At 71.4% G+C, this 18,699-nt stretch carries 14 protein-coding genes; 10 read left to right on the forward strand and 4 right to left on the reverse strand.

Going from position 1 to position 18,699, the window contains the following annotated elements:
• The first annotated feature begins 140 nt into the window (after positions 1-140).
• The 6 genes from ACLF3M_RS34385 to ACLF3M_RS34410 all read left to right on the forward strand — a co-directional run bounded on the left by ACLF3M_RS34385 (position 141) and on the right by ACLF3M_RS34410 (position 8,851).
• Positions 141-1,361 (forward strand): LL-diaminopimelate aminotransferase, encoded by a 1,221-nt coding sequence (locus tag ACLF3M_RS34385; RefSeq protein WP_430661535.1) that lies wholly within the window; start codon positions 141-143, stop codon positions 1,359-1,361.
• Positions 1,362-1,549: 188 nt separating this feature from the next.
• Positions 1,550-2,842, forward strand: a complete 1,293-nt coding sequence (locus tag ACLF3M_RS34390) for a homoserine dehydrogenase (protein WP_430661536.1) — start codon at positions 1,550-1,552, stop codon at positions 2,840-2,842.
• 88 nt (positions 2,843-2,930) lie between these two features.
• On the forward strand, positions 2,931-4,418 hold the full coding sequence (locus tag ACLF3M_RS34395; RefSeq protein WP_430661537.1) for a helicase HerA domain-containing protein: 1,488 nt from the start codon (positions 2,931-2,933) through the stop codon (positions 4,416-4,418).
• Between the two features lie 79 nt (positions 4,419-4,497).
• Positions 4,498-5,511, forward strand: coding sequence for a class II fructose-bisphosphatase (gene glpX / locus ACLF3M_RS34400; protein WP_430661538.1), 1,014 nt, complete (start codon positions 4,498-4,500; stop codon positions 5,509-5,511).
• A 166-nt stretch (positions 5,512-5,677) separates the two neighbouring features.
• Positions 5,678-7,456: a single-stranded-DNA-specific exonuclease RecJ gene (recJ, locus tag ACLF3M_RS34405; RefSeq protein ID WP_430661539.1), complete on the forward strand. Its 1,779-nt coding sequence runs from the start codon at positions 5,678-5,680 to the stop codon at positions 7,454-7,456.
• 342 nt (positions 7,457-7,798) lie between these two features.
• Positions 7,799-8,851 (forward strand): DUF1254 domain-containing protein, encoded by a 1,053-nt coding sequence (locus ACLF3M_RS34410; RefSeq protein ID WP_430661540.1) that lies wholly within the window; start codon positions 7,799-7,801, stop codon positions 8,849-8,851.
• A gap of 78 nt (positions 8,852-8,929) precedes the next feature.
• Here the strand turns inward: ACLF3M_RS34410 and ACLF3M_RS34415 are convergent, their stop codons facing one another.
• Positions 8,930-10,639: an L-lactate permease gene (locus ACLF3M_RS34415; protein WP_430661541.1), complete on the reverse strand. Its 1,710-nt coding sequence runs from the start codon at positions 10,637-10,639 to the stop codon at positions 8,930-8,932.
• Positions 10,640-10,782: 143 nt separating this feature from the next.
• Between ACLF3M_RS34415 and ACLF3M_RS34420 the strand changes: the two genes are divergently transcribed.
• Complete coding sequence (locus tag ACLF3M_RS34420; RefSeq protein ID WP_430661542.1) at positions 10,783-11,082, forward strand: hypothetical protein; 300 nt, start codon at positions 10,783-10,785, stop codon at positions 11,080-11,082.
• Entirely contained in the window at positions 11,019-11,444 is a 426-nt protein-coding gene (locus tag ACLF3M_RS34425; protein WP_430661543.1) for a hypothetical protein, read from the forward strand. The genes ACLF3M_RS34420 and ACLF3M_RS34425 overlap by 64 nt, the downstream gene beginning before the upstream one ends.
• Before the next feature lie 48 nt (positions 11,445-11,492).
• On the opposite strand, the gene ACLF3M_RS34430 is transcribed toward ACLF3M_RS34425, so the two are convergent.
• The gene (locus ACLF3M_RS34430; protein ID WP_430661544.1) at positions 11,493-12,104 is read right to left on the reverse strand and encodes a hypothetical protein; all 612 of its coding nucleotides are present in this window, start codon (positions 12,102-12,104) and stop codon (positions 11,493-11,495) included.
• Between the two features lie 342 nt (positions 12,105-12,446).
• Here ACLF3M_RS34430 and ACLF3M_RS34435 point away from each other — a divergent pair, with 342 nt between their 5' ends.
• Positions 12,447-15,149: a beta strand repeat-containing protein gene (locus tag ACLF3M_RS34435; RefSeq protein WP_430661545.1), complete on the forward strand. Its 2,703-nt coding sequence runs from the start codon at positions 12,447-12,449 to the stop codon at positions 15,147-15,149.
• Between the two features lie 77 nt (positions 15,150-15,226).
• Here ACLF3M_RS34435 and ACLF3M_RS34440 read toward each other — a convergent pair whose 3' ends face one another.
• A complete protein-coding gene (locus ACLF3M_RS34440; RefSeq protein ID WP_430661546.1) occupies positions 15,227-15,958 on the reverse strand; it encodes an SUMF1/EgtB/PvdO family nonheme iron enzyme in 732 nt (243 codons plus the stop codon).
• Between the two features lie 236 nt (positions 15,959-16,194).
• Positions 16,195-17,739 carry a DUF1254 domain-containing protein gene (locus ACLF3M_RS34445; protein ID WP_430661547.1) on the reverse strand — a complete coding sequence of 515 codons (1,545 nt, stop codon included), beginning with the start codon at positions 17,737-17,739 and terminating at the stop codon, positions 16,195-16,197.
• A 285-nt stretch (positions 17,740-18,024) separates the two neighbouring features.
• Here ACLF3M_RS34445 and ACLF3M_RS34450 point away from each other — a divergent pair, with 285 nt between their 5' ends.
• Complete coding sequence (locus ACLF3M_RS34450; protein ID WP_430661548.1) at positions 18,025-18,684, forward strand: transposase; 660 nt, start codon at positions 18,025-18,027, stop codon at positions 18,682-18,684.
• Positions 18,685-18,699: the final 15 nt, after the last annotated feature.

The following is an 18,699-nucleotide window of genomic DNA, read 5'->3' on the forward strand; positions in this document are numbered from 1 at the left end:
GCGACCTTCTGGCTCCGCCGCCCGCGCCCTCCCGCGACCTGCTGGCGCCCCCGCCGCCGCCGAGCTCCGATCTTCTTGCGCCTCGCCGCAACTGATCCCGCCCGCTATACCGCGATCCCGAACCACACGGACCTGCGACCATGACCGAGGAGTTCCACCGTATTCGGCGCCTGCCGCCCTATGTCTTCGCCGAGGTCAACGGCGCCAAGGCCAAGGCACGCGGCGCCGGCGAGGACATCGTGGACCTCGGCATGGGCAACCCCGACAGCCCGACGCCGCCGCACATCGTCGCCAAGCTGGTCGAGGCGGTGCAGGACCCCCGCACCCACCGCTATTCCATGTCGAAGGGCATCCCGGGCCTGCGCAAGGCGCTGGCCGGGTACTATGCCCGCCGCTTCGGCGTGAAGCTCGACCCGGAGACCGAGGTCGTCGCGACGCTCGGATCGAAGGAGGGCCTGGCGAACCTGGCCCAGGCGATCAGCAGCCCCGGCGACACCATCCTGGTGCCGAACCCGTCCTATCCGATCCACCAGTTCGGCTTCATCATCGCCGGCGCCTCCGCGCGGTCCATTCCCTACACGCCGGACGACAGCATGCTCGCCGCGATCGACCGCGCGGTGCGGCATTCCGTGCCGAAGCCGACGGCGCTGATCGTGAACTTCCCGTCCAACCCGACGGCGCTTCTCGCCAGCCGGGAATTCTACGGGGAGCTCGTCGCGCTCGTCCGCAAGCATGAGCTCTTCATCCTCTCCGACCTCGCCTATGCCGAGCTCTACTACGACGACAAGAACGTCCCGCCGTCCGTGCTGGAGATCCCGGGCGCGAAGGACGTGACGGTCGAGTTCACCTCGATGTCGAAGACCTACAACATGCCGGGCTGGCGGATGGGCTTCGCCGCGGGCAATGCGCGGCTGATCGCGGCACTCGCGCGGGTGAAGTCGTATCTCGACTACGGCGCCTTCGCGCCGATCCAGATCGCCGCGGTGGCCGCGCTGAACGGCCCGCAGGATTGCGTGGCCGACATGCGCGAACTCTACCGCAAGCGCCGCGACGTGCTGGTGAAGGGCCTGCATGCCGCGGGCTGGAACGTGCCCTCGCCGGAGGCGTCCATGTTCCTCTGGGCGCCGATCCCCGACCGCTTCCGGCATCTCGGCTCGGTCGGCTTCTCGAAGCTGCTGCTGGAGAAGGCGAAGGTCGCCGTCGCGCCGGGCCTCGGCTTCGGCGAGCATGGCGACGAGCATGTCCGCATCGCGCTGGTCGAGAACGAGCACCGCATCCGCCAGGCGCTGCGCGGCATCAAGAGCTTCCTCGCCGCCGACAATGCCGGCCCGGTGGACGGCATGGAGGTGGACGCGGCGTAGCCGCCTTTCCTCGCTCAAACCAACCTCCCCCGCCCCTCGGCCCCCTCCCCCGCAAGCGGGGAGGGAGGGGGTGGGGGTGCCTCGTCAAGCGCGACCCTTGTTCTCGGACCCCCACCCTGACCCTCCCCGCTTGCGCGGGAGGGAAAACACAAGGCGGGGGAGGGATCGCCCAACTGGGATAGCGAACCATGACCAAGCCCCTCGCCGTCGGCGTTGCCGGCCTCGGGACCGTCGGTGCCGGCGTGCTCGCGCTGCTGCGCGACAACGCCGAGACCGTCGCCGCCCGCGCCGGCCGCCCGATCGCGGTGACCGCCGTCTCCTCCCGCGACCGCACGAAGGATCGCGGCGTGTCGCTGGCCGGGCTGCGCTGGTACGAGGACCCCGTCGCGCTCGCCGCCGACCCGAACGTGGACGTCGTCGTCGAGACCATCGGCGGCACGCAGGGCCCGGCCGCCGACCTGGTCCGCGCGGCGCTCGCCGCCGGCAAGCCGGTGGTCACCGCCAACAAGGCGCTGCTCGCCGTCCACGGCGCCGAGATCGCGAAGCTCGCCGACGCCAAGGACGTCCCGCTGATGTTCGAGGCCGCGGTCGCCGGCGGCATCCCCGCCATCAAGGCCCTGCGCGAGGGCCTGGCCGCCAACGACCTCTCCCGCGTGCTCGGCATCCTCAACGGCACCTGCAACTACATCCTGACCACGATGCGGGAGCGCGGCCGCGAATTCTCCGAAGCCCTGTCGGAAGCGCAGAAGCTCGGCTACGCCGAGGCCGATCCGTCCTTCGACGTGGACGGCATCGACGCCGCCCACAAGCTGGCGATCCTCGCCGCGCTGGCCTTCGGCCGTCCCGTGGATTTCGACGCGGTCCATGTCGAGGGCATCCGCAGCATCAGCGCGCTCGACATCGCGCTCGCCGGCGAGCTCGGCTACCGCATCAAGCTGCTCGGCATCGCGCGCCGCACCGAGCACGGCATCGAGACGCGCGTGCATCCCTGCATGGTGCCCGTGGCGCATCCCATCGCGCGCGTGGACGGCGTCTTCAACGCGGTGGTGGCGGAAGGCGACTTCGTCGGCCGCGTCGTGCTGGAAGGCCGCGGCGCCGGCGCCGGCCCCACGGCCAGCGCGGTCGTCGCCGACCTCATCGACATCGCGCGCGGGCGGCGGACGCCGGTCTGGGGCGTGTCCAACGGCGCGCTCTCCGCGCTGCCGGCCATCCCGATGGAGAAGCGCGTCGGCGCCTATTACCTGCGCCTGATGGTGCTCGACCGGCCGGGCGTCATCGCCGACGTCACCGCGGCGCTGCGCGACCACCACATCAGCCTGGAGAGCATGCTCCAGCGCGGCCGCGCACCGGGCGAGGCCGTGCCCGTCGTCGTCACCACGCATGACTGCGAGGAAGCCCAGATGCGCGCCGCCATCGCGCGGATCGAGGCGCTGGACACGGTGGTCGAGAAGCCCGCCCTGATCCGCATCGAGACGCTGTAGAATCTCGCCGAAAGAGCCCTCTCCCCCACTTATGGGGCAGAGGGTCCAGCACCCCGGAGAAGGCGATCCGCATCGTGCCCATCCAGCGATGACGATCAGCGTGGACATGGGCGCCGGCGCCTCCGGCGAGCCCGTCGCCCTCGACCTCGAGGAGCTCCTCTCCACCCGGCTGCTCGTGCAGGGCAACTCGGGCTCGGGCAAGTCGCACCTGCTGCGCCGCCTGCTCGAGCAATCCGCCCGCTGGGTCCAGCAGGTCGTCATCGACCCCGAGGGCGACTTCGTCACGCTGGCCGACCGCCACGGCCACCTCGTCCTCGATGCGGCCGAGCACACCGAGGCCTCCCTGGCGCGCGCCGCCGGGATCGTGCGCCGCCAGCGCGCCTCAGTCGTGCTCAACCTCGAGAATGCCGAGGTCGAGGACCAGCTGCGCGGCGCCGCCGCCTTCCTCTCGGGCCTCTTCGACGCCGACCGCGACGCCTGGACACCGGCCATGATCGTGGTGGACGAGGCGCAGCTCTTCGCGCCGGCCGCCGGCGGCGAGGTCTCGGACGAGGCCCGCCGCCTCTCCCTCGGCGCCATGACCAACCTGATGTGCCGCGGCCGCAAGCGGGGCCTGGCCGGCGTCATCGCGACGCAGCGCCTGGCGAAGCTCGCGAAGAATGTCGCGGCCGAGGCGTCGAACTTCATGATGGGCCGCACCTTCCTCGACATCGACATGGCGCGCGCGGCCGACCTGCTGGGGATGGAGCGCCGCCAGGCCGAGATGTTCCGCGACCTGCCGCGCGGACAGTTCGTGGCGCTCGGCCCCGCGGTGTCCCGCCGGCCGCTGCCGGTCCGCATCGGCGCGGTGGAGACGGCGTCGCGCAGCGGCGGCCCGCGCCTGGTCCCGCCCCCCGATGCCGGCGCGATCGAGGAAGCCCGCGAGATGATCGCCAACGCGCCCGACGACGCGCCCGCCCCGCCGCCGCGCCGCGCTCCCCGCGCCCCGCCGCCCGACATCCTGGCCCAGCTCGCGCAGTTCCAGCCGACCTTCCGCGCCGCGGCGGAGCCGCCGCCCGCGCCGACGCCCGAGGAAGCCGCGGCGCGCGAGGCGCGCCTGGCCGGGGTCCTGCGCCGCATCCTCTTGGACCCGGAGGCGCCCTTCCGCCCGCCCGCGATCCTGTACCAGGATTTCCAGGTCCGCTGCCGGATCGAGGAGGTCGCGGGCCCGCCGCCCGACCTCCCTTCCTTCCGCCGCATGCTGGCGCTCGCCCGCGCCGGCGTGGATGCGCGCGCCGTGGACGGCACGGACTGGCCGCAGGCGGTGGCGCGCGCCGAGGCCCTGCCCGAGGACGCTCAGGGCGTCTTCCTGCTGCTGGCCCGCAGCGCGCTGGCCGGCGATCCCTGCCCGGCGGACGAGACGCTGGCGCTGGCCTACGGCACGCGCTCGGCCGGCCGCGCGCGGCGCCTGCTGGGTTGGCTGGAGGAGCAGGGCTGCATCGTGACGCGCACCGACCGGGCGGGCCGGCGGATCGTGGCGATCGCGGGCCTGGGCTGGGAGACCGCGCCCGGCGACCCGAACGCCCGCGCCGCCTGACACCATCGGCACCGCGGAAGGGGGTCCGCCCGGCCTCGGCCTGCGCTACTTTCCCCCCGACTCAGCCGGAGGAGCCCCCATGGCCACCCATCACGCCGACGAACCGACCGTCCATGTGGACCGCAACCTCGCGCTCGAGCTGGTCCGGGTGACCGAGGCCGCCGCGCTCGCGGCGTCGCGCTGGATGGGGCGTGGCGACAAGAACGCCGCTGACGGCGCGGCGGTGGAGGCGATGCGCAAGGCCTTCGACACCGTCGCCATCACCGGCACCGTCGTCATCGGCGAGGGCGAGATGGACGAGGCGCCGATGCTCTACATTGGCGAGAGGGTCGGGCTCTACGCGAAGTCGGGCGGCGGGCAGGAGGTGGACATCGCTGTGGACCCGCTGGAGGGCACCACCATCACCGCCAAGGGCGGCCCCAACGCGATGGCGACCGTGGCCCTCGCCCAGAAGGGCGGCTTCCTGCACGCGCCCGACATCTACATGGAGAAGCTCGCCGTCGGGCCGGGCCTGCCGGAGGGCGTCGTCAACCTCGACGCCTCGGTCGAGGAGAACCTGCGCGAGCTCGCCAAGGCCAAGAAGCGCTCGATTACCGACCTCGTGGTCTGCCTGCTCGACCGCGACCGCCACAAGGAGATCATCAAGCGCTGCCGCATGGCCGGCGCGCGGATCATGATGATCCCCGACGGTGACGTCTCCGGCGTCGTCGCGGTGTCCCAGCCCGACACGGGCGTGGACATCTACATGGGCTCCGGCGGCGCGCCGGAGGGCGTGCTGGCCGCCGCCGCGCTCCGCTGCATCGGCGGGCAGATGCAGGGCAAGCTGCTCTTCGAGAACGACCAGCAGATCGAGCGCGGGCGCGAGATGGGGATCAGCGACCCCAACCACGTGTACACGTTGGAGGAGATGGCGAAGGGCGAGGTGATGTTCGCCGCGACCGGCGTGACCACCGGCCCGATGCTGCGCGGCGTGCGCCATTTCGGGTCGGGCGCGATCACGCATTCCATCGTGATGCGATCCAAGTCCGGCACCGTCCGCTACGTCGAGGGCCACCACAACTTCGCGCTGAAGCCGAGCGCGTTCGTGGCGTGAGCGGCATGGCGCGGGGCTCCCTCCCCACCCCTCCCCCGCAACTGCGGTGGGGGGAGCAAGCGGGCGTTCGGACGGCGCAGGCGCTCCCTCCGCCGCTGCCCCACTTTCCCCTTCCCCGCAGTCGTGGGGGAGGGCGGGGAGGGGGCCGACGCCCGCGCCGCCCGTCGTGACCGACGCCCCGCTGACCGACGCCGTCCTCGGCATCACCCGCTCCGCCACCGGCCGCCGCTGGATCTGGCGCCAGGCGGAGGCGCGCGTGGGCCTCGCCATCGCCCAGCGCCTCGACCTGCCGGAGATCGTCGGCCGGCTGCTCGCCGCCCGCGGCGTCGGCCTCGACGACGCGCCGCATTTCCTGGAACCGACGCTCCGCGCCCTGCTGCCCGACCCGTCCTGCCTGCGCGACATGGACCTGGCCGCCGCGCGCCTGGCGGATGCCGCGCAGGCCGGCGAGTCCGTCGCCGTCTTCGGCGACTACGACGTGGACGGCGCCTGCTCCGGCGCGCTGATGGTCCGCCTGCTGCGCGAGCTCGGCTGCACCGTCACCCACTACGTGCCCGACCGGCTGAACGAGGGCTACGGCCCCAACCCCGGCGCCATCCGCGCGCTTTGCGAACGCGGCGCGACGCTGATCGTCACCGTGGATTGCGGCATCGCGGCGGAGGAGGCGCTGGCCGTCGCCCGCGACCGCGCCGACGTCGTGATCCTGGATCACCACAAGGCCGAGGGCGCGGTGCCGCGCGTGCGCGCCGCGGTGAACCCGAACCGCCTGGATTGCGGGAGCGGCCTGCGCCATCTCTGCGCCGCCGGCGTCGCCTTCCTCGCGGCCGTCGCGACGCTGCGCGAGCTCCGCCGCCGAGGCTTCTTCGCGTCCCGCGCGGAGCCCGACCTGAAGCTCTATCTCGACCTCGTCGCGCTCGCGACCGTCTGCGATGTGATGCCGCTGACCGGGCTGAACCGCGCGCTGGTCGCGCAGGGCCTGAAGGTCATGGCGCGGCGCGAACGCGCCGGCATCGCCGCGCTGCTGGCAGTCGCGCAGCTCAAGGACCAGCCGAGCGCACACACGCTGGGCTTCCTGCTCGGGCCGCGCATCAACGCCTCCGGCCGCATCGCGGAATCCGACCTCGGCCTGCGTCTGCTGGTTGAGGACGACCCGGTCACCGCGCGCGAGATGGCCCGCAAGCTCGACGAGGTGAACAAGCGCCGGCAGGAGGTCGAGGCCGACGTGCTGACCGCCGCGTTCGAGGCCGCGCAGCGCCAGGCCGACCAGGGCCATCCCGTGATCCTGGTGACCGGGGAGGGCTGGCACCCCGGCGTCGTCGGCATCGTGGCCGGCCGCATCAAGGAGAAGTTCAACCGCCCGGCCTGCGTCGCCGGCGTGGGCGCCGGGCTCGCCAAGGGCTCCGGCCGCTCCGTCCCCGGCGTGGATCTCGGCGCGGCCATCATCGCCGCGCGGCAATCCGGCCTGCTCGAGACCGGCGGCGGGCACCCCATGGCTGCCGGCTTCTCCTTCCGCGCCGACCGCGCGGGCGAGGTGCAGGCCTTCCTTGACGAGCGCCTGGCGCATGCCGCCGACCTCCCCTCCGCCGCCGATCTCCCGGTGGAGGGCACCATCGCCGTGCCTGGTGCTACGGTCGCCATGGCGCAATCCATCGCGCGCCTCGCACCCTTCGGCGCCGGCAACGAGGAGCCGGTCTTCGTGATCAACCGCGCCCGCGTGGTGCGCGCCGACCGCGTGGGGAAGGAGGGCAACGCCGTGCGCGCCTTCCTGGAAGGCGAGGGCGGTGGCGGCAGGCTCAAGGCGATCTGCTTCCGCGCGAAGGACGGTCCGCTGGCGCAGGCGCTGCTCGGCGGCGGCGTGATGCACCTGGCCGGGCATCTCCGCGCCGAGAGCTGGAACGACAACGTCACCCCCGGCCTGCACGTCGTGGACGCCGCGCCGGCATGACGCCGCGCTACGCGATCACGCGGATGTCCGACGCCGTCAGGGCGCAGCCCCTGGAGCCGACCACAGCCTATGGTCCCGGCTGCGCCGATCAGCGTGCAGTGGCCGTCGCCGCCCGAAGCTTGTTCGCGCTGGCCCCGCCCTTGGACAGGCCGGCGCGAGGCGCGAGCCGGTTGGCCTGCCGACGGCCGATCGGTGTGTCGGCGTGCGGCGAACCGGGGCGGCGGCCGGAGGTGCTGAACGGCCAGTGGCGCGCGCCGCCGATCCGCGCAGCGGGACGGGCCGGGTAGTGTGCCGCCGCGATCGATGGATGCTAGGTGAGCCGTCAGACGGAGGGACGAGGGGATGTCTGCTGATCGGAGCCGTCTTGCCTGCGCGGTGCTGCTGACCGCGCTCGGCTTTGCTCCCGCACTCCAGGCGCAGTCGAGCGCGGGATCTACCGCGGCAGCGCCCATTCCGGTGACGCCCGACAACTTCGTTCGGGCCGAGACGGACCGCTACTTCAGCGGCGTCGTGCGCGATGGCGGCTTCGGCCGCTGGAATCACGTGCGCGAGCCTGCGCCGGTGGAGCGGCAGCCCGTCATCCGGCTCAACCGCGATACGCTTTACTCCTCGGCGGTCTTCGACCTTGATGCCGGCCCGGTCACCATCACGCTGCCGGATGCGGGCGGCCGCTTCATGTCCTTCCAGGTCATCAACCAGGACCACTACACGCTCGGCGTCCACTACCGGCCAGGCTCCTACACCCTCACCCGGGGTGAGGTCGGCACGCGCTACGTAGTCGCCGCGGTGCGAACGCTGGTGGATCCCGGCGATCCGGCCGACCTCCGCGCCGTGCATGCGCTGCAGGACGCCATCGGCATCCGGCAGGAGAGCCGCGGCAGCTTCGAGGTTCCGAGCTGGGACCAGGCCAGCCTGGACAAGGTGCGCAGCGCGCTGCTCGTGCTCGCCTCGACGCTGCCGGACACGAGCCGGATGTACGGCAACAGGAACGAGGTCGAGCCCGTGCGCTTCCTCATCGGTGCGGCGCAGGGCTGGGGCGGCAACCCGGCGCGGGAGGCGCTCTACCTCAATGTCGTTCCGGCCAGGAACGACGGCACCACGATCTACAGGCTCCGCGTCGGGGACGTTCCGGTGGACGGCTTCTGGTCCGTCAGCGTCTACAACGCCGAGGGCTATTTCGAGCCGAACCGCCTGAACGCCTACTCCCTCAACAACGTCACCGCCCGGCGGGACGGCGACGGCGCGATCACCGTGCAATTCGGCGGCTGCGACGGGCGCGTTCCCAACTGCCTGCCGGTGGTGAGCGGCTGGAACTACATGGTGCGCCTCTACCGTCCCCGCCCGGAGATCCTGGACGGCGCGTGGCGCTTCCCGGAGGCGCAGCCCCTGCCATGAGCGCGTCTCGACAAGCGCCGCGCAGCGTGTCGCTGAGGCCGGCCCTACGGCCGACCGACCTCGCCGCGCGGCCTGATCTCAGCCCCCCACCACCATCGCCGTGAAGGGCGGCAGGTAGGCCTGCGCCGTCACGAGCAAGCCCACCAGCACCGCCAGCGCGATCGAGTGGAAGAAGACGTAGCGCAGGATGTCGCCCTCATGCCCGAACCAGTTGGTCGCGGTCGAGGCGACGACGATGCTCTGCGCGTCGATCATCTTGCCCATCACCCCGCCCGATGAATTGGCCGCCGCCATCAGCACCGGCGATAGCCCGATCTGCTCCGCCGTGATGCGCTGAAGCCCGCCGAACAGCACGTTGGACGCGGTGTCCGATCCCGTCAGCGCGACGCCGAGCCAACCCAGCAGCGTGCCGAACAGCGGATAGAGGACGCCCGTCCCCGCGAAGGCCAGGCCCATCGTCGCGTCCAGCCCGGAATAGCGCGTGAGGTACCCGAGCCCGAGCATCGCCGCGATGGTGACGAGCGACAGCCGCACCGCCCAGATCGTGCGCGCGTATTCGCGGACCAGGCCCCCCGGCCCGAAGCCCATCGCGAGCCCCGCCACCACCGCGGCCAGCAGGATGCCCGTGCCCGTCATCGACAGCAGGTTGAAGGGGTAGACCGCGCCTTCCGGCGTCGCCGCGGCGACCACGGGCGGCACCTTCACCACCATCCGGTGCAGCCCCTCGATCGCGATGGACGGGCCCCAGAGCGCGTTCAGCGCGCCCTTCACGCCCTGCAGCCCCCACAGGAACACGAAGACCGTCAGGACCACCCAGGGCATCCAGGCCAGCGCCGCCGACCCGCTGAAGCTCAGCGCCGCCGACCCCGAGGCATCGGGCAGCCCTGCCGGCTGCGGCAGCGTCCCGCCCGGCGACGTCGCGACCGGCGCATAGGCGTCGTCGGCCGCGCGGAGCGACGGGCTGGTCCACACCTTCCGCGGCTTCCACACCCGCAGGAAGCCCGTCAGGCACGCCATCGAGACCAGCGCCGCCACCACGTCCACCAGGAACGGCCCGTGGAAGTTGGAGACCAGGAACTGCGGCACCGCGAAGCTCACCCCGGTGACGAGGATCGCCGGCCAGATCTCGAGCATCCCGCGCCAGCCCGCGAAGGCCCAGATCAGCCAGAACGGCACCAGCAGCGAGAAGAAGGGCAGCTGCCGCCCGATCATCGCGGAGAGGTCCATCAGGTCGAGCCCCGTGACGCCGGCCAGCGCGATCACCGGCGTCCCGAGCGCCCCATAGGCCACCGGCGCCGTGTTCGCGATCAGCGACAGCCCCGACGCCGCGAGCGGCGAGAAGCCGAGCCCGATCAGCAGCGCCGCCGTCACCGCGACCGGCGTGCCGAAGCCGGCCGCGCCCTCGAAGAAGGCGCCGAAGGCGAAGGCGATCAGCAGCAATTGCAGCCGCCGGTCCGGCGTGACGCCGGCGATGCTCTCCTGCAGGACGGCGAAGGACCCGTTCGCCACCGTCAGGCGATAGAGGAAGATGATGTTCAGCACGATCCAGCCGATCGGGAACAACCCCGACGCGATGCCGAGGCCGGCCGCCCGCGCCGCCATCCCCGCCGGCATGCCGAACACCACGACCGCGATGAGCACCGCCACCACCAGCGCCGCGATGGCCGCGAGATGCGCGCGCGCATGCAGGAAGGCGAGCGAGACCAGCATCACCGCCACCGGGATCGCCGCCACCAGGGCCGAGACGAGGATGGATCCGAAGGGATCGTAGCTCTGCTGCCAGGTCATCGGGCGCTCCTTGCCGGTGCGGCGGGATGCCGGCTTCAGCGCGCCTCGCGGCCGGCTGTTCCCGGCCGGGTGCCCGGCCCGTCACCCTTCGTCACGGATCCCGCGCCCTTGAACCCGCCCCGCCGCCGGGCAACATGCTGCGCATGGACCCGCACCGATCCCCGCCCGTCCTCGACATGACGCCGGAGGGCGAGTTCCGCGACCCCATGAAGCGGCCGGCCACCGGCTTCGACCGGTTGCTGGCGCGCCTCGGCGCCTCGGCCATGCTGATCGCGGTCGGCGCCGGCGCGGTGGTGCTGGCGGGCCTGGCGTTGGTCTTCGCCGCGCTCGCAATTCCCGTGCTGCTGGTGGCGGGTGCGATCGGCGCGGGCTCGATCTGGTGGCGCCTGCGGCGGATGCGCCGCAACGGCCAGGCCGTGCGCTTCGTCGTGATCCAGCGCTGACGGGCGCGCCGCCTCCCTTCCAGGTTGATCCGCACCGGCTCTACGACGTCTCGGCCGGCGGCGGCCTCCGCCGCGCGCAGGAGGATCCCGCCGCGCTCGCCCGCCGGCGCAGCCGCCAGCGCTGGCTGCTCGCCGCCGGCATCGCCACCAACCTCCTGACCTGGTCGCTCGCCGCCCTGGCGCTGGTGCTCGGCGGCAGGGGCTGGGGTGCCGCCGCCGGCATCCTGGCGCTGCTGACCTTGCCGATGCTCGGCCTGCCGCTGCTGGCGGAGGCGAGGGCGCACCTTATTGCCCGCCGCCGCCTCCGCGGCCGGCCCGATGGCTTTCCCGGCCCCGGCGGAAGCGGCGTGCCGAGGCCATGAACCACTGGCCGCCGCCCGAACGGCCGCCGCCTGTGCAGCTCGGCCGTATCAATGGCGGCGCGGGCCGCCGTCCGTCGGCACCTCGGTCGGCTCCATCGTGACGTCGAAGCCGATCAGCAGCTCGTCATACCCGCTCTGCCGCGGCATGAAGCCGAGATAGCCTGAATAGGACCGCCACGGCACCAGCCCGTCCGCGATGATCTGCTGGTAGAGGTTGGTCGGGCTGTCCACGCCGCGGATCTCGGCCGATCGCGTCACGCCGGCGGCGAAGCAGGCACGCGAGGCGTGGGTCGCGCAGTTGTTGCCCATGATGGTGAAGCCGTCGGTGCGCGAGCGCATCGCAAGCCAAGCGCTGCGGAAGCGATCCGCCTTTTCCTTCCCGACATCCATCACCAGCACGGTGGAGACGCAGCGGTTGGCGCGCGCATCGGCCAGCTTCACGTAGTGCGGCCGCTGCGCCGCGAACAGCGAGAAGCCGAAGACCGCGCCATCCGCCGCCACCAGCCCGCCGCCGAAATATCCGACCGGCGCGCCAGTCGGCATGATGCAGTCGGAATGCCCGCCGCCTTCCTCGGCGTCGGCCGCGTGGTTGCGCTTGTAGCGCACGATATACGCGATCTTCGTGTTGTCAGTGAAGGACAGCTTGAGAGAGCCGAACATCGAAACTCCTGGATCGTTCCTGGCTTGAACCGGTGCGCTTATGGAGCGCGCGGCGCTTCGCCGGAAAGGCGCAATCGGGTTTCGAGTATTGCGCGACGGTTTCATGCGACCGGGGCGGTTTCGTTTCACGCGTGTCGGTTGCGTCCGCAAATCCGGACTTCGCAACGACCCGGGCGCGCCGGACGGCCGGTCGCGCAATGGAGAGCGGCACAGGTGCAACGCAAGCCGCCCGTCGGCACGGGATGACCGACACGCGCGTCGACGACGAAACGCCGTGCGACATCATCCCGATATGCTGGTCCGATACGGTCCGCCCACCGGAACAAACCAATGGAGTGGGACATGGCCGTCAAGGCAAGCTTCTCGGCGAAGAACCTGAGCATCTTCGGCGACAACCTCGATAACAACGTCACCGTCAGCCGCAACGCGGCGGGACAGCTGCTGGTAAACGGCGGCGCGGTGCCTGTGCTCGGCGGCACGCCGACCGTCGCGAACACCAGCCTGGTCCAGGTCTTCGGCCAGGCCGGCAACGACGCCGTCACGCTGAACGAGGCGAATGGCGCGCTGCCCGCGGCCAACCTGTTCGGCGGCGCGGGCAGCGACACGCTGACCGGCGGGTCCAGCAACGACATGTTGTTCGGCCAGGCCGACAACGACGTGCTGCTGGGCAAGGGCGGCAACGATCTGCTGTTCGGCGGCGCGGGCAACGACACGCTGACCGGCGGCGACGGCAACGACCAGATGTTCGGCGAGGCCGGGAACGACCGGCTAATCTGGAACCCCGGCGACGACAGCGACCTGCTCGAGGGCGGCGACGGCATCGACACCGCCGAGGTCAATGGCGGCAACGGCTCCGAGGTCTTCTCCGTCACCGCGAACGGCACCCGCGTGCGCTTCGACCGGCTGGACCCCGCGCCCTTCACGCTCGACATCGGCACGACGGAGAAGCTGGTCGTGAACATGAACGGCGGCGACGACAGCTTCACCGCAGGCAACGGCCTGGCCACGCTGATCTCGCTCGTCGTGGACGGCGGCGCGGGCAACGACACGATCCAGGGCGGCGACGGCAACGATATCCTGCTCGGCGGCGACGGCAACGACGCCGTGACGGGCGGGCGCGGGAGCGACACCGCCTTCCTCGGCGCCGGCAACGACACCTTCACCTGGAACCCCGGCGACGGCAACGACGTGGTCGAGGGCCAGGACGGCGCGGACCTGCTGCGCTTCAACGGCGCCAACATCGCCGAGGTCATGGAGCTGTCCGCCAATGGCGGCCGCGCGCTCTTCACGCGCAACATCGCCAACATCGTCATGGATCTCGACGACGTCGAGTCGATCGAGGTCCAGGCCCTCGGCGGCGCGGACACGATCACGGTGCACGACATGACCGGGACCGACGTGACGCAGGTCTCGGTGAACCTCGCGGCGACCGGCGGTGGCGGCGACAGCGCGGCCGACAGCGTGGTCGCGGAGGGCACGAACGGCGCCGACGTGGTGGACCTGTTCGGGTCCGGGTCGAGCCTTGCGCTCGTCGGCCTCGCCGCGCAGCTCGGCATCACCGGCGCCGAGGGCGCGAATGACAGCCTCGTCGTCCGCCTGCGCGGCGGCGACGACAGCTTCAGCGCGGCGGCGCTGCCGGCCGGGGTGATCCGGCTGACGGTGGATGGCGGCGCGGGCAACGACGTGATCGTCGGCAGCCAGGGCGACGACCAGCTGCTCGGCGGCGACGGCAACGACTTCGTCGCGGGCGGCCGCGGGGCCGACAGCGCCTTCCTCGGCGCCGGCGACGACGTGTTCCAGTGGAACCCCGGCGACGGCAGCGACGTGGTGGAGGGGCAGGACGGCACCGACCGCCTGCTGTTCTTCGGCGCCAATGTCAGCGAGACCATCAACATCCTCGCCAATGGCAGCCGCGCGCTCTTCACCCGCGACATCGCGGCCGTGACGATGGATCTCAATGGGGTCGAGCGGATCGACTTCCGTGCGCTTGGCGGCGCCGACAACATCACCGTCGGCGACCTCGCCGGGACGCCGGTCACGCAGGTGGACATCGACCTGCGCGGCCCGAATGGCGGCGGGGACGGCGCGGCCGACTCGGTGACGGTGAACGGGACGCAGGGCGCCGACACCATCGGCGTGACGGGCGACGCCGCGGGCGTCCATGTCTCCGGGCTGCCGGCCGGGGTGAACATCGCCTTCGCCGAGGGCGCGTCGGATCGGCTGGCCGTGAACGGCCAGGGCGGCGACGACGTGATCAACGCCTCCGGCCTGCAGGCCGGCGCGATCCAGCTCACGATCAATGGCGGGCTCGGCGCCGATTTCATCGTGGGCTCGCAGGGCGACGACCTGGTCGTCGGCGGCGACGGCAACGACGTCGCCCTGATGGGCAAGGGCGACGACACCTTCGTCTGGAATCCCGGCGACGACAACGACATCGTGGAAGGCCAGGACGGCTTCGACACCCTGCTCTTCAACGGCGCCAACATCGCGGAGCAGATCACGATCGCCGCGAACGGGTCGCGGGCGCTCTTCACCCGCGACGTCGCCAATGTGGTGATGGACGTGAACGGCACGGAATCCATCACCTTCAATGCGCTCGGCGGCGCCGACACGATCCGGATCAACGACATGACCGGGACCGGCGTGACGGAGGTCAACCTCAACCTCGGCGCGGTCGGCGGCGGGGGCGACGGCGCGGCCGACACCGTCATCCTGCAGGCGACCAGCGGCGACGACGTGGTCCTGGTCGTCGGCGACAATGGCGGCGTCAGCGTGCTCGGCCTCGCGGTGCAGGTGAACATCACGGGCTTCGACGCCGGCGACCGCCTGGTGATCCAGACGCTCGGCGGCGACGACGTGGTAGAGGCGTCGGGGCTGATGGCGCTGCTCGGCCTGGTCGCGGATGGCGGCGAGGGCGACGACGTGCTGGTCGGCAGCCCGGGCAACGACACGCTGACGGGCGGCCTGGGCGACGACGTGCTGATCGGCAACGGCGGCACCGACGTGCTGAACGCCGCGCCGGGATCGGACGTCGTGATCGCGTGACGGGCGGGCGCCGGGCGCGCGCCCCGGCCGATGCTGCCCGGCAGCGCGGAGGACCGCGGATGCGGTCCTCCAAGGCTCTACGGCCCGTTAGACAACGCCGCGCGGGTCGGTCCGGCGGGTCTTTTCCGCCCTGGGTTCGTCAGCCGGCTTGCCGATGGAACAACCATCGGCTGCGCCGCCTTCCTGTCCAGGCCGGAAAATCCCTCGCCGGCCCTCAGCCGCGGGCATTGTCTGACGGGCCGTAGACCCGTATCGGGCTGACTGTCGTCAACCTGATACGGGTCCAGCTTTCCTTGGCGGCCGCCGGGCGTCAGCTCGTCGCCCCAGACGAACTCCGCGCCTTCGAGCGCGCCGCGCGCGGCGAATTCCCACTCCGCCTCTGTCGGCAGCGCCTTGCCGGCCCAGGCCGCGTAAGCCGCGGCGTTCTCATAGGCGACCTGGACCACGGGATGATCCTCGCGGCCGGCGAGGTTGCTGCCCGGACCTTCCGGATGTCGCCAGCAGGCGCCGGGCGTCCAGGTCCACCAGTTGCGGTAGTCCGACAGGTCCACACGCCCCTCGCTGCCCGTGAAGACCAGCGAGCCCGGCTGCAGGTTCTCGGGCTTCGCGCCGGGATAGAGCGCGGGATCGGGCGGGCGCTCTGCGACGGTCACGTAGCCTGTCGCGGCGACGAAGGCGCCGAACTGGCGGTTGGTCACCGTCGTCGCGTCCATCAGGAACGGACTGACCGCAACGCGACGCGCCGGCCGCTCCTCGGGGTAGTGATGGTCGGAGCCCATGAGGAAGCTGCCGCCCGGGATTCGCAGCATCCCGTCCCGCATCGCCTCGCCGCCCGCAGCGATCGTCTGGCATCACGGCCGGCTCTCTCCATTGGCAAGAGCAAAGCTTGTCAGCGGCTACGCGCGGGCAGCGAGTGAATTATCCTTAGGGTTGTCTCGGAATGCCAGGGTAATGGCTGCTTGCTACCCTATGCGGACATACGCTCGGCGATGGCTTCGGCCCATCGGCGCCGCCCATAGCACTTTGCCTGCCGCCGCCCCCCGCTTCAGCCCTGGAGTTCAATGTCGCCGGGCTTCCAGCTCTTGTCGAACCAGGGCTGCAGCGGGCCGTAGAGCCTAAGGATCATGAACCACGACTTGCCCGGGATGGTCTGCACCCAGTTGCTCTCCTTCCCCGCCGGCGCGGTCGGGCCGAACCACACATCCACCGAGCGGTCGGGATTCACCTGCAGGCCCGGATTCTGGCTGCTGACCGAGGGAAAGCGGTTGTCGGTCTGCAGCATGGACCGGGTCTGGGTGTCGTAGACGATGGTGGACCAGAAGGTCCGCACCGGCACTGGGCCCGGCAGGTGCAGGCGATAGGTCTTGCCGCCGTCCAAGGCGTTGCCCTGCGCATCCTCGGCCGTCCAGGGATAGGTCGAGCCCTCGCCCACGACCTGCGTGTCCATCGCTGGCGTCACGCCGGTCGCCAGGAAGAAGAAGAACGCACGCGCGTCGAGGTTGGCGACACCCGGCTGATGCAGGAACTGGTAGCCGCCCTGGAACGCAAAGCGCCAGCGCCGGTCGTTGAAGATGCGCGCCTCCGGATCGCGCGCCCGATAGGACAGCGCGCGGGCCGTCGCATCGCCGGCCACGGCGGCCTCCGTCAGGATGCGGCGCATGCGGGCGTCGGGCTGGAAGGGCTTGCCCTTCTGGATACCGATGGAGGCGAAGAAGCCGAGCGTGACCGGGTCGGACGCGTTGCTCGGCTCCACCTGCACCACGTCGTTCAGCATCTCCCAGAAGCGGAAATCGGAAGGGCCAACCATGTTGAAGGGCCGCTCGGACATGTCCACGAAGGTCAGGCGCGGCGGATTCGCGGCGCGGGATAGCGGATAGATCTTGGTCCGGCGCTTCACCGCTTCCACGGCGGGGCGGAAGTCGCCGTTGACGGGGAAGCTGCGCCAGGCGAGCCAGTTCTGGAAGGTCGTCGGGCGGACGACGATGTAGCCCTGCGGCACCGCCCCGCGGTGGCCCGGTGGCAGCAGCAGATACTTGCCCCCGCGGCCACGATCGGCGCCGGTAATGCCGACATCGGCCACCCAGGAATAGAACATGTCGTTGATCAGGCCGAGCACACCCGGCGGCACCTCGATCACCAGCGGGCCGCTGCGAAGGTCTATCCAGAACCAAGTGTAGGGCGTGTTACTGTTGGCCGTCAGCTCGACCGTGCGGCTGTCCACGAGCCGTTCCCAGATCGGCACCGTCAGGTTGATCGGGCCTACGCTGAGGATGGCGTCGCGGTTTGCCGCCTGGTTCACGGCAGGCAGGGCGAGCAGGTAAGCCTGGAGGGCGCGCTGACGATCGAGATTGTCGTATATGAGGCGCGTGCTGTCGGCATCCGGCACGCCGTCGAAGAAGTTCAGACGGCCGAAGCCGGTCTCGACCGTGGCGGGCATGACGACACCGGACGGCATCGGCGTGGTGTAGCGAAACACCGGCGGGGCCGGTGTCCCGGTGAGGGGCTGCGCCAGCACCGCGCCGGGCCCGAATGCTCCACGAAGAGCGGCGGCGGCGGCGACAAGCGCGGCAAGCTCGCGTCTGGTGGTCATGATGCGCTCCCCACGGTCGATCGAGCGGAGGAACGTATCGGTAAAGGTCGGCCTCGTCGTTGACGCAGGTCAACCCGGTTCAGGCTAGCAGGCTAATCGCTTGCAACGGGCCGGTGAGAGGCGAGCGGAACAAGCCCAGAAGCGGCGACGCGGGTAGGATCGCCCTTTGCGTATATCTCCCACGTCTGCGGATGCCACCAACGCGGAGTTACCGCTTTTCGCCCAAACCAGAACCAGACGGCTATTCTGCTTGCTGGAAATAGGCTTCTGGTCCTATAATGCGGAATGGCCGTCACCCTCCACTTTCCCCTTCGCCCGACCGAGCCTCACCCCTTCGCGCCGATGACGGAGCCCGAATGGGCGGTCTTCGCCCCCTATGTCGCCGAACGCCTCGGCCGTCCGCCGAAGGACCTCCGCGCCACCTGGGACGCGATCTTCCACGTCGTCGTCACCGGCTGTTCCTGGCAGGCGCTGGCCGGCGGGCGCGTGACCCCTGGCGCCGCGCACGCCGCACTCGCTCGCGCCGCGCGGAATGGGTTGCTGGACAGGCTGGTCTGCGCGGTTTCCCGCCACCCCTTCGCGCCGGAGGAGATGGCCGGCTTCGAATGGCGCATCGTCCGCGCGGTGCGGCGCATCGCCCGGCAGGCCAGGCCGGAGACGCTCTACCTCGCCGCGGGCTACGGGCTGGAATCCGCGCTGCCCTGGCCGGCCGACCGCCTGCCCAGGGTGCCGGCGCAGCGGCCGGGTTCGCCGCCCTCGGCTTGGGTGCCGCGCCTGCCGCCGATCCCGTTTCCTCTCCTGCGGGGCAGGGCGGCGCCGCTGCCGCCGCCGGCAGAGGCGCGCATGGAAGGCCGGCCGTCCGCGCCGCGGCGCCGCGCGGCCCGGCGGGTGGCAAGGCTGTCTGCCGCGCCGCCGCATCGGCTGCGTTTAGGCTTAAAATGCTAAAACGCTAAAATCCTA

The sequence above is a fragment of the Falsiroseomonas sp. HW251 genome (assembly GCF_050563545.1).
In the GTDB taxonomy this organism is placed as follows: Bacteria; Pseudomonadota; Alphaproteobacteria; order Acetobacterales; family Acetobacteraceae; genus Falsiroseomonas.

What these genes read in the sequence shown, in the direction of transcription:
- ACLF3M_RS34395 (WP_430661537.1), top strand. Translation starts at nt 2,931, where the DNA reads ATGACGATCAGCGTGGACATGGGCGCCGGCGCCTCCGGCGAGCCCGTC.
- ACLF3M_RS34445 (WP_430661547.1), bottom strand. Translation starts at nt 17,739, where the DNA reads ATGACCACCAGACGCGAGCTTGCCGCGCTTGTCGCCGCCGCCGCCGCT.
- ACLF3M_RS34430 (WP_430661544.1), bottom strand. Translation starts at nt 12,104, where the DNA reads ATGTTCGGCTCTCTCAAGCTGTCCTTCACTGACAACACGAAGATCGCG.
- ACLF3M_RS34435 (WP_430661545.1), top strand. Translation starts at nt 12,447, where the DNA reads ATGGCCGTCAAGGCAAGCTTCTCGGCGAAGAACCTGAGCATCTTCGGC.
- ACLF3M_RS34390 (WP_430661536.1), top strand. Translation starts at nt 1,550, where the DNA reads ATGACCAAGCCCCTCGCCGTCGGCGTTGCCGGCCTCGGGACCGTCGGT.
- ACLF3M_RS34440 (WP_430661546.1), bottom strand. Translation starts at nt 15,958, where the DNA reads ATGCTGCGAATCCCGGGCGGCAGCTTCCTCATGGGCTCCGACCATCAC.
- ACLF3M_RS34410 (WP_430661540.1), top strand. Translation starts at nt 7,799, where the DNA reads ATGTCTGCTGATCGGAGCCGTCTTGCCTGCGCGGTGCTGCTGACCGCG.
- glpX (WP_430661538.1), top strand. Translation starts at nt 4,498, where the DNA reads ATGGCCACCCATCACGCCGACGAACCGACCGTCCATGTGGACCGCAAC.
- ACLF3M_RS34415 (WP_430661541.1), bottom strand. Translation starts at nt 10,639, where the DNA reads ATGACCTGGCAGCAGAGCTACGATCCCTTCGGATCCATCCTCGTCTCG.
- ACLF3M_RS34420 (WP_430661542.1), top strand. Translation starts at nt 10,783, where the DNA reads ATGGACCCGCACCGATCCCCGCCCGTCCTCGACATGACGCCGGAGGGC.
- ACLF3M_RS34385 (WP_430661535.1), top strand. Translation starts at nt 141, where the DNA reads ATGACCGAGGAGTTCCACCGTATTCGGCGCCTGCCGCCCTATGTCTTC.
- ACLF3M_RS34450 (WP_430661548.1), top strand. Translation starts at nt 18,025, where the DNA reads ATGGCCGTCACCCTCCACTTTCCCCTTCGCCCGACCGAGCCTCACCCC.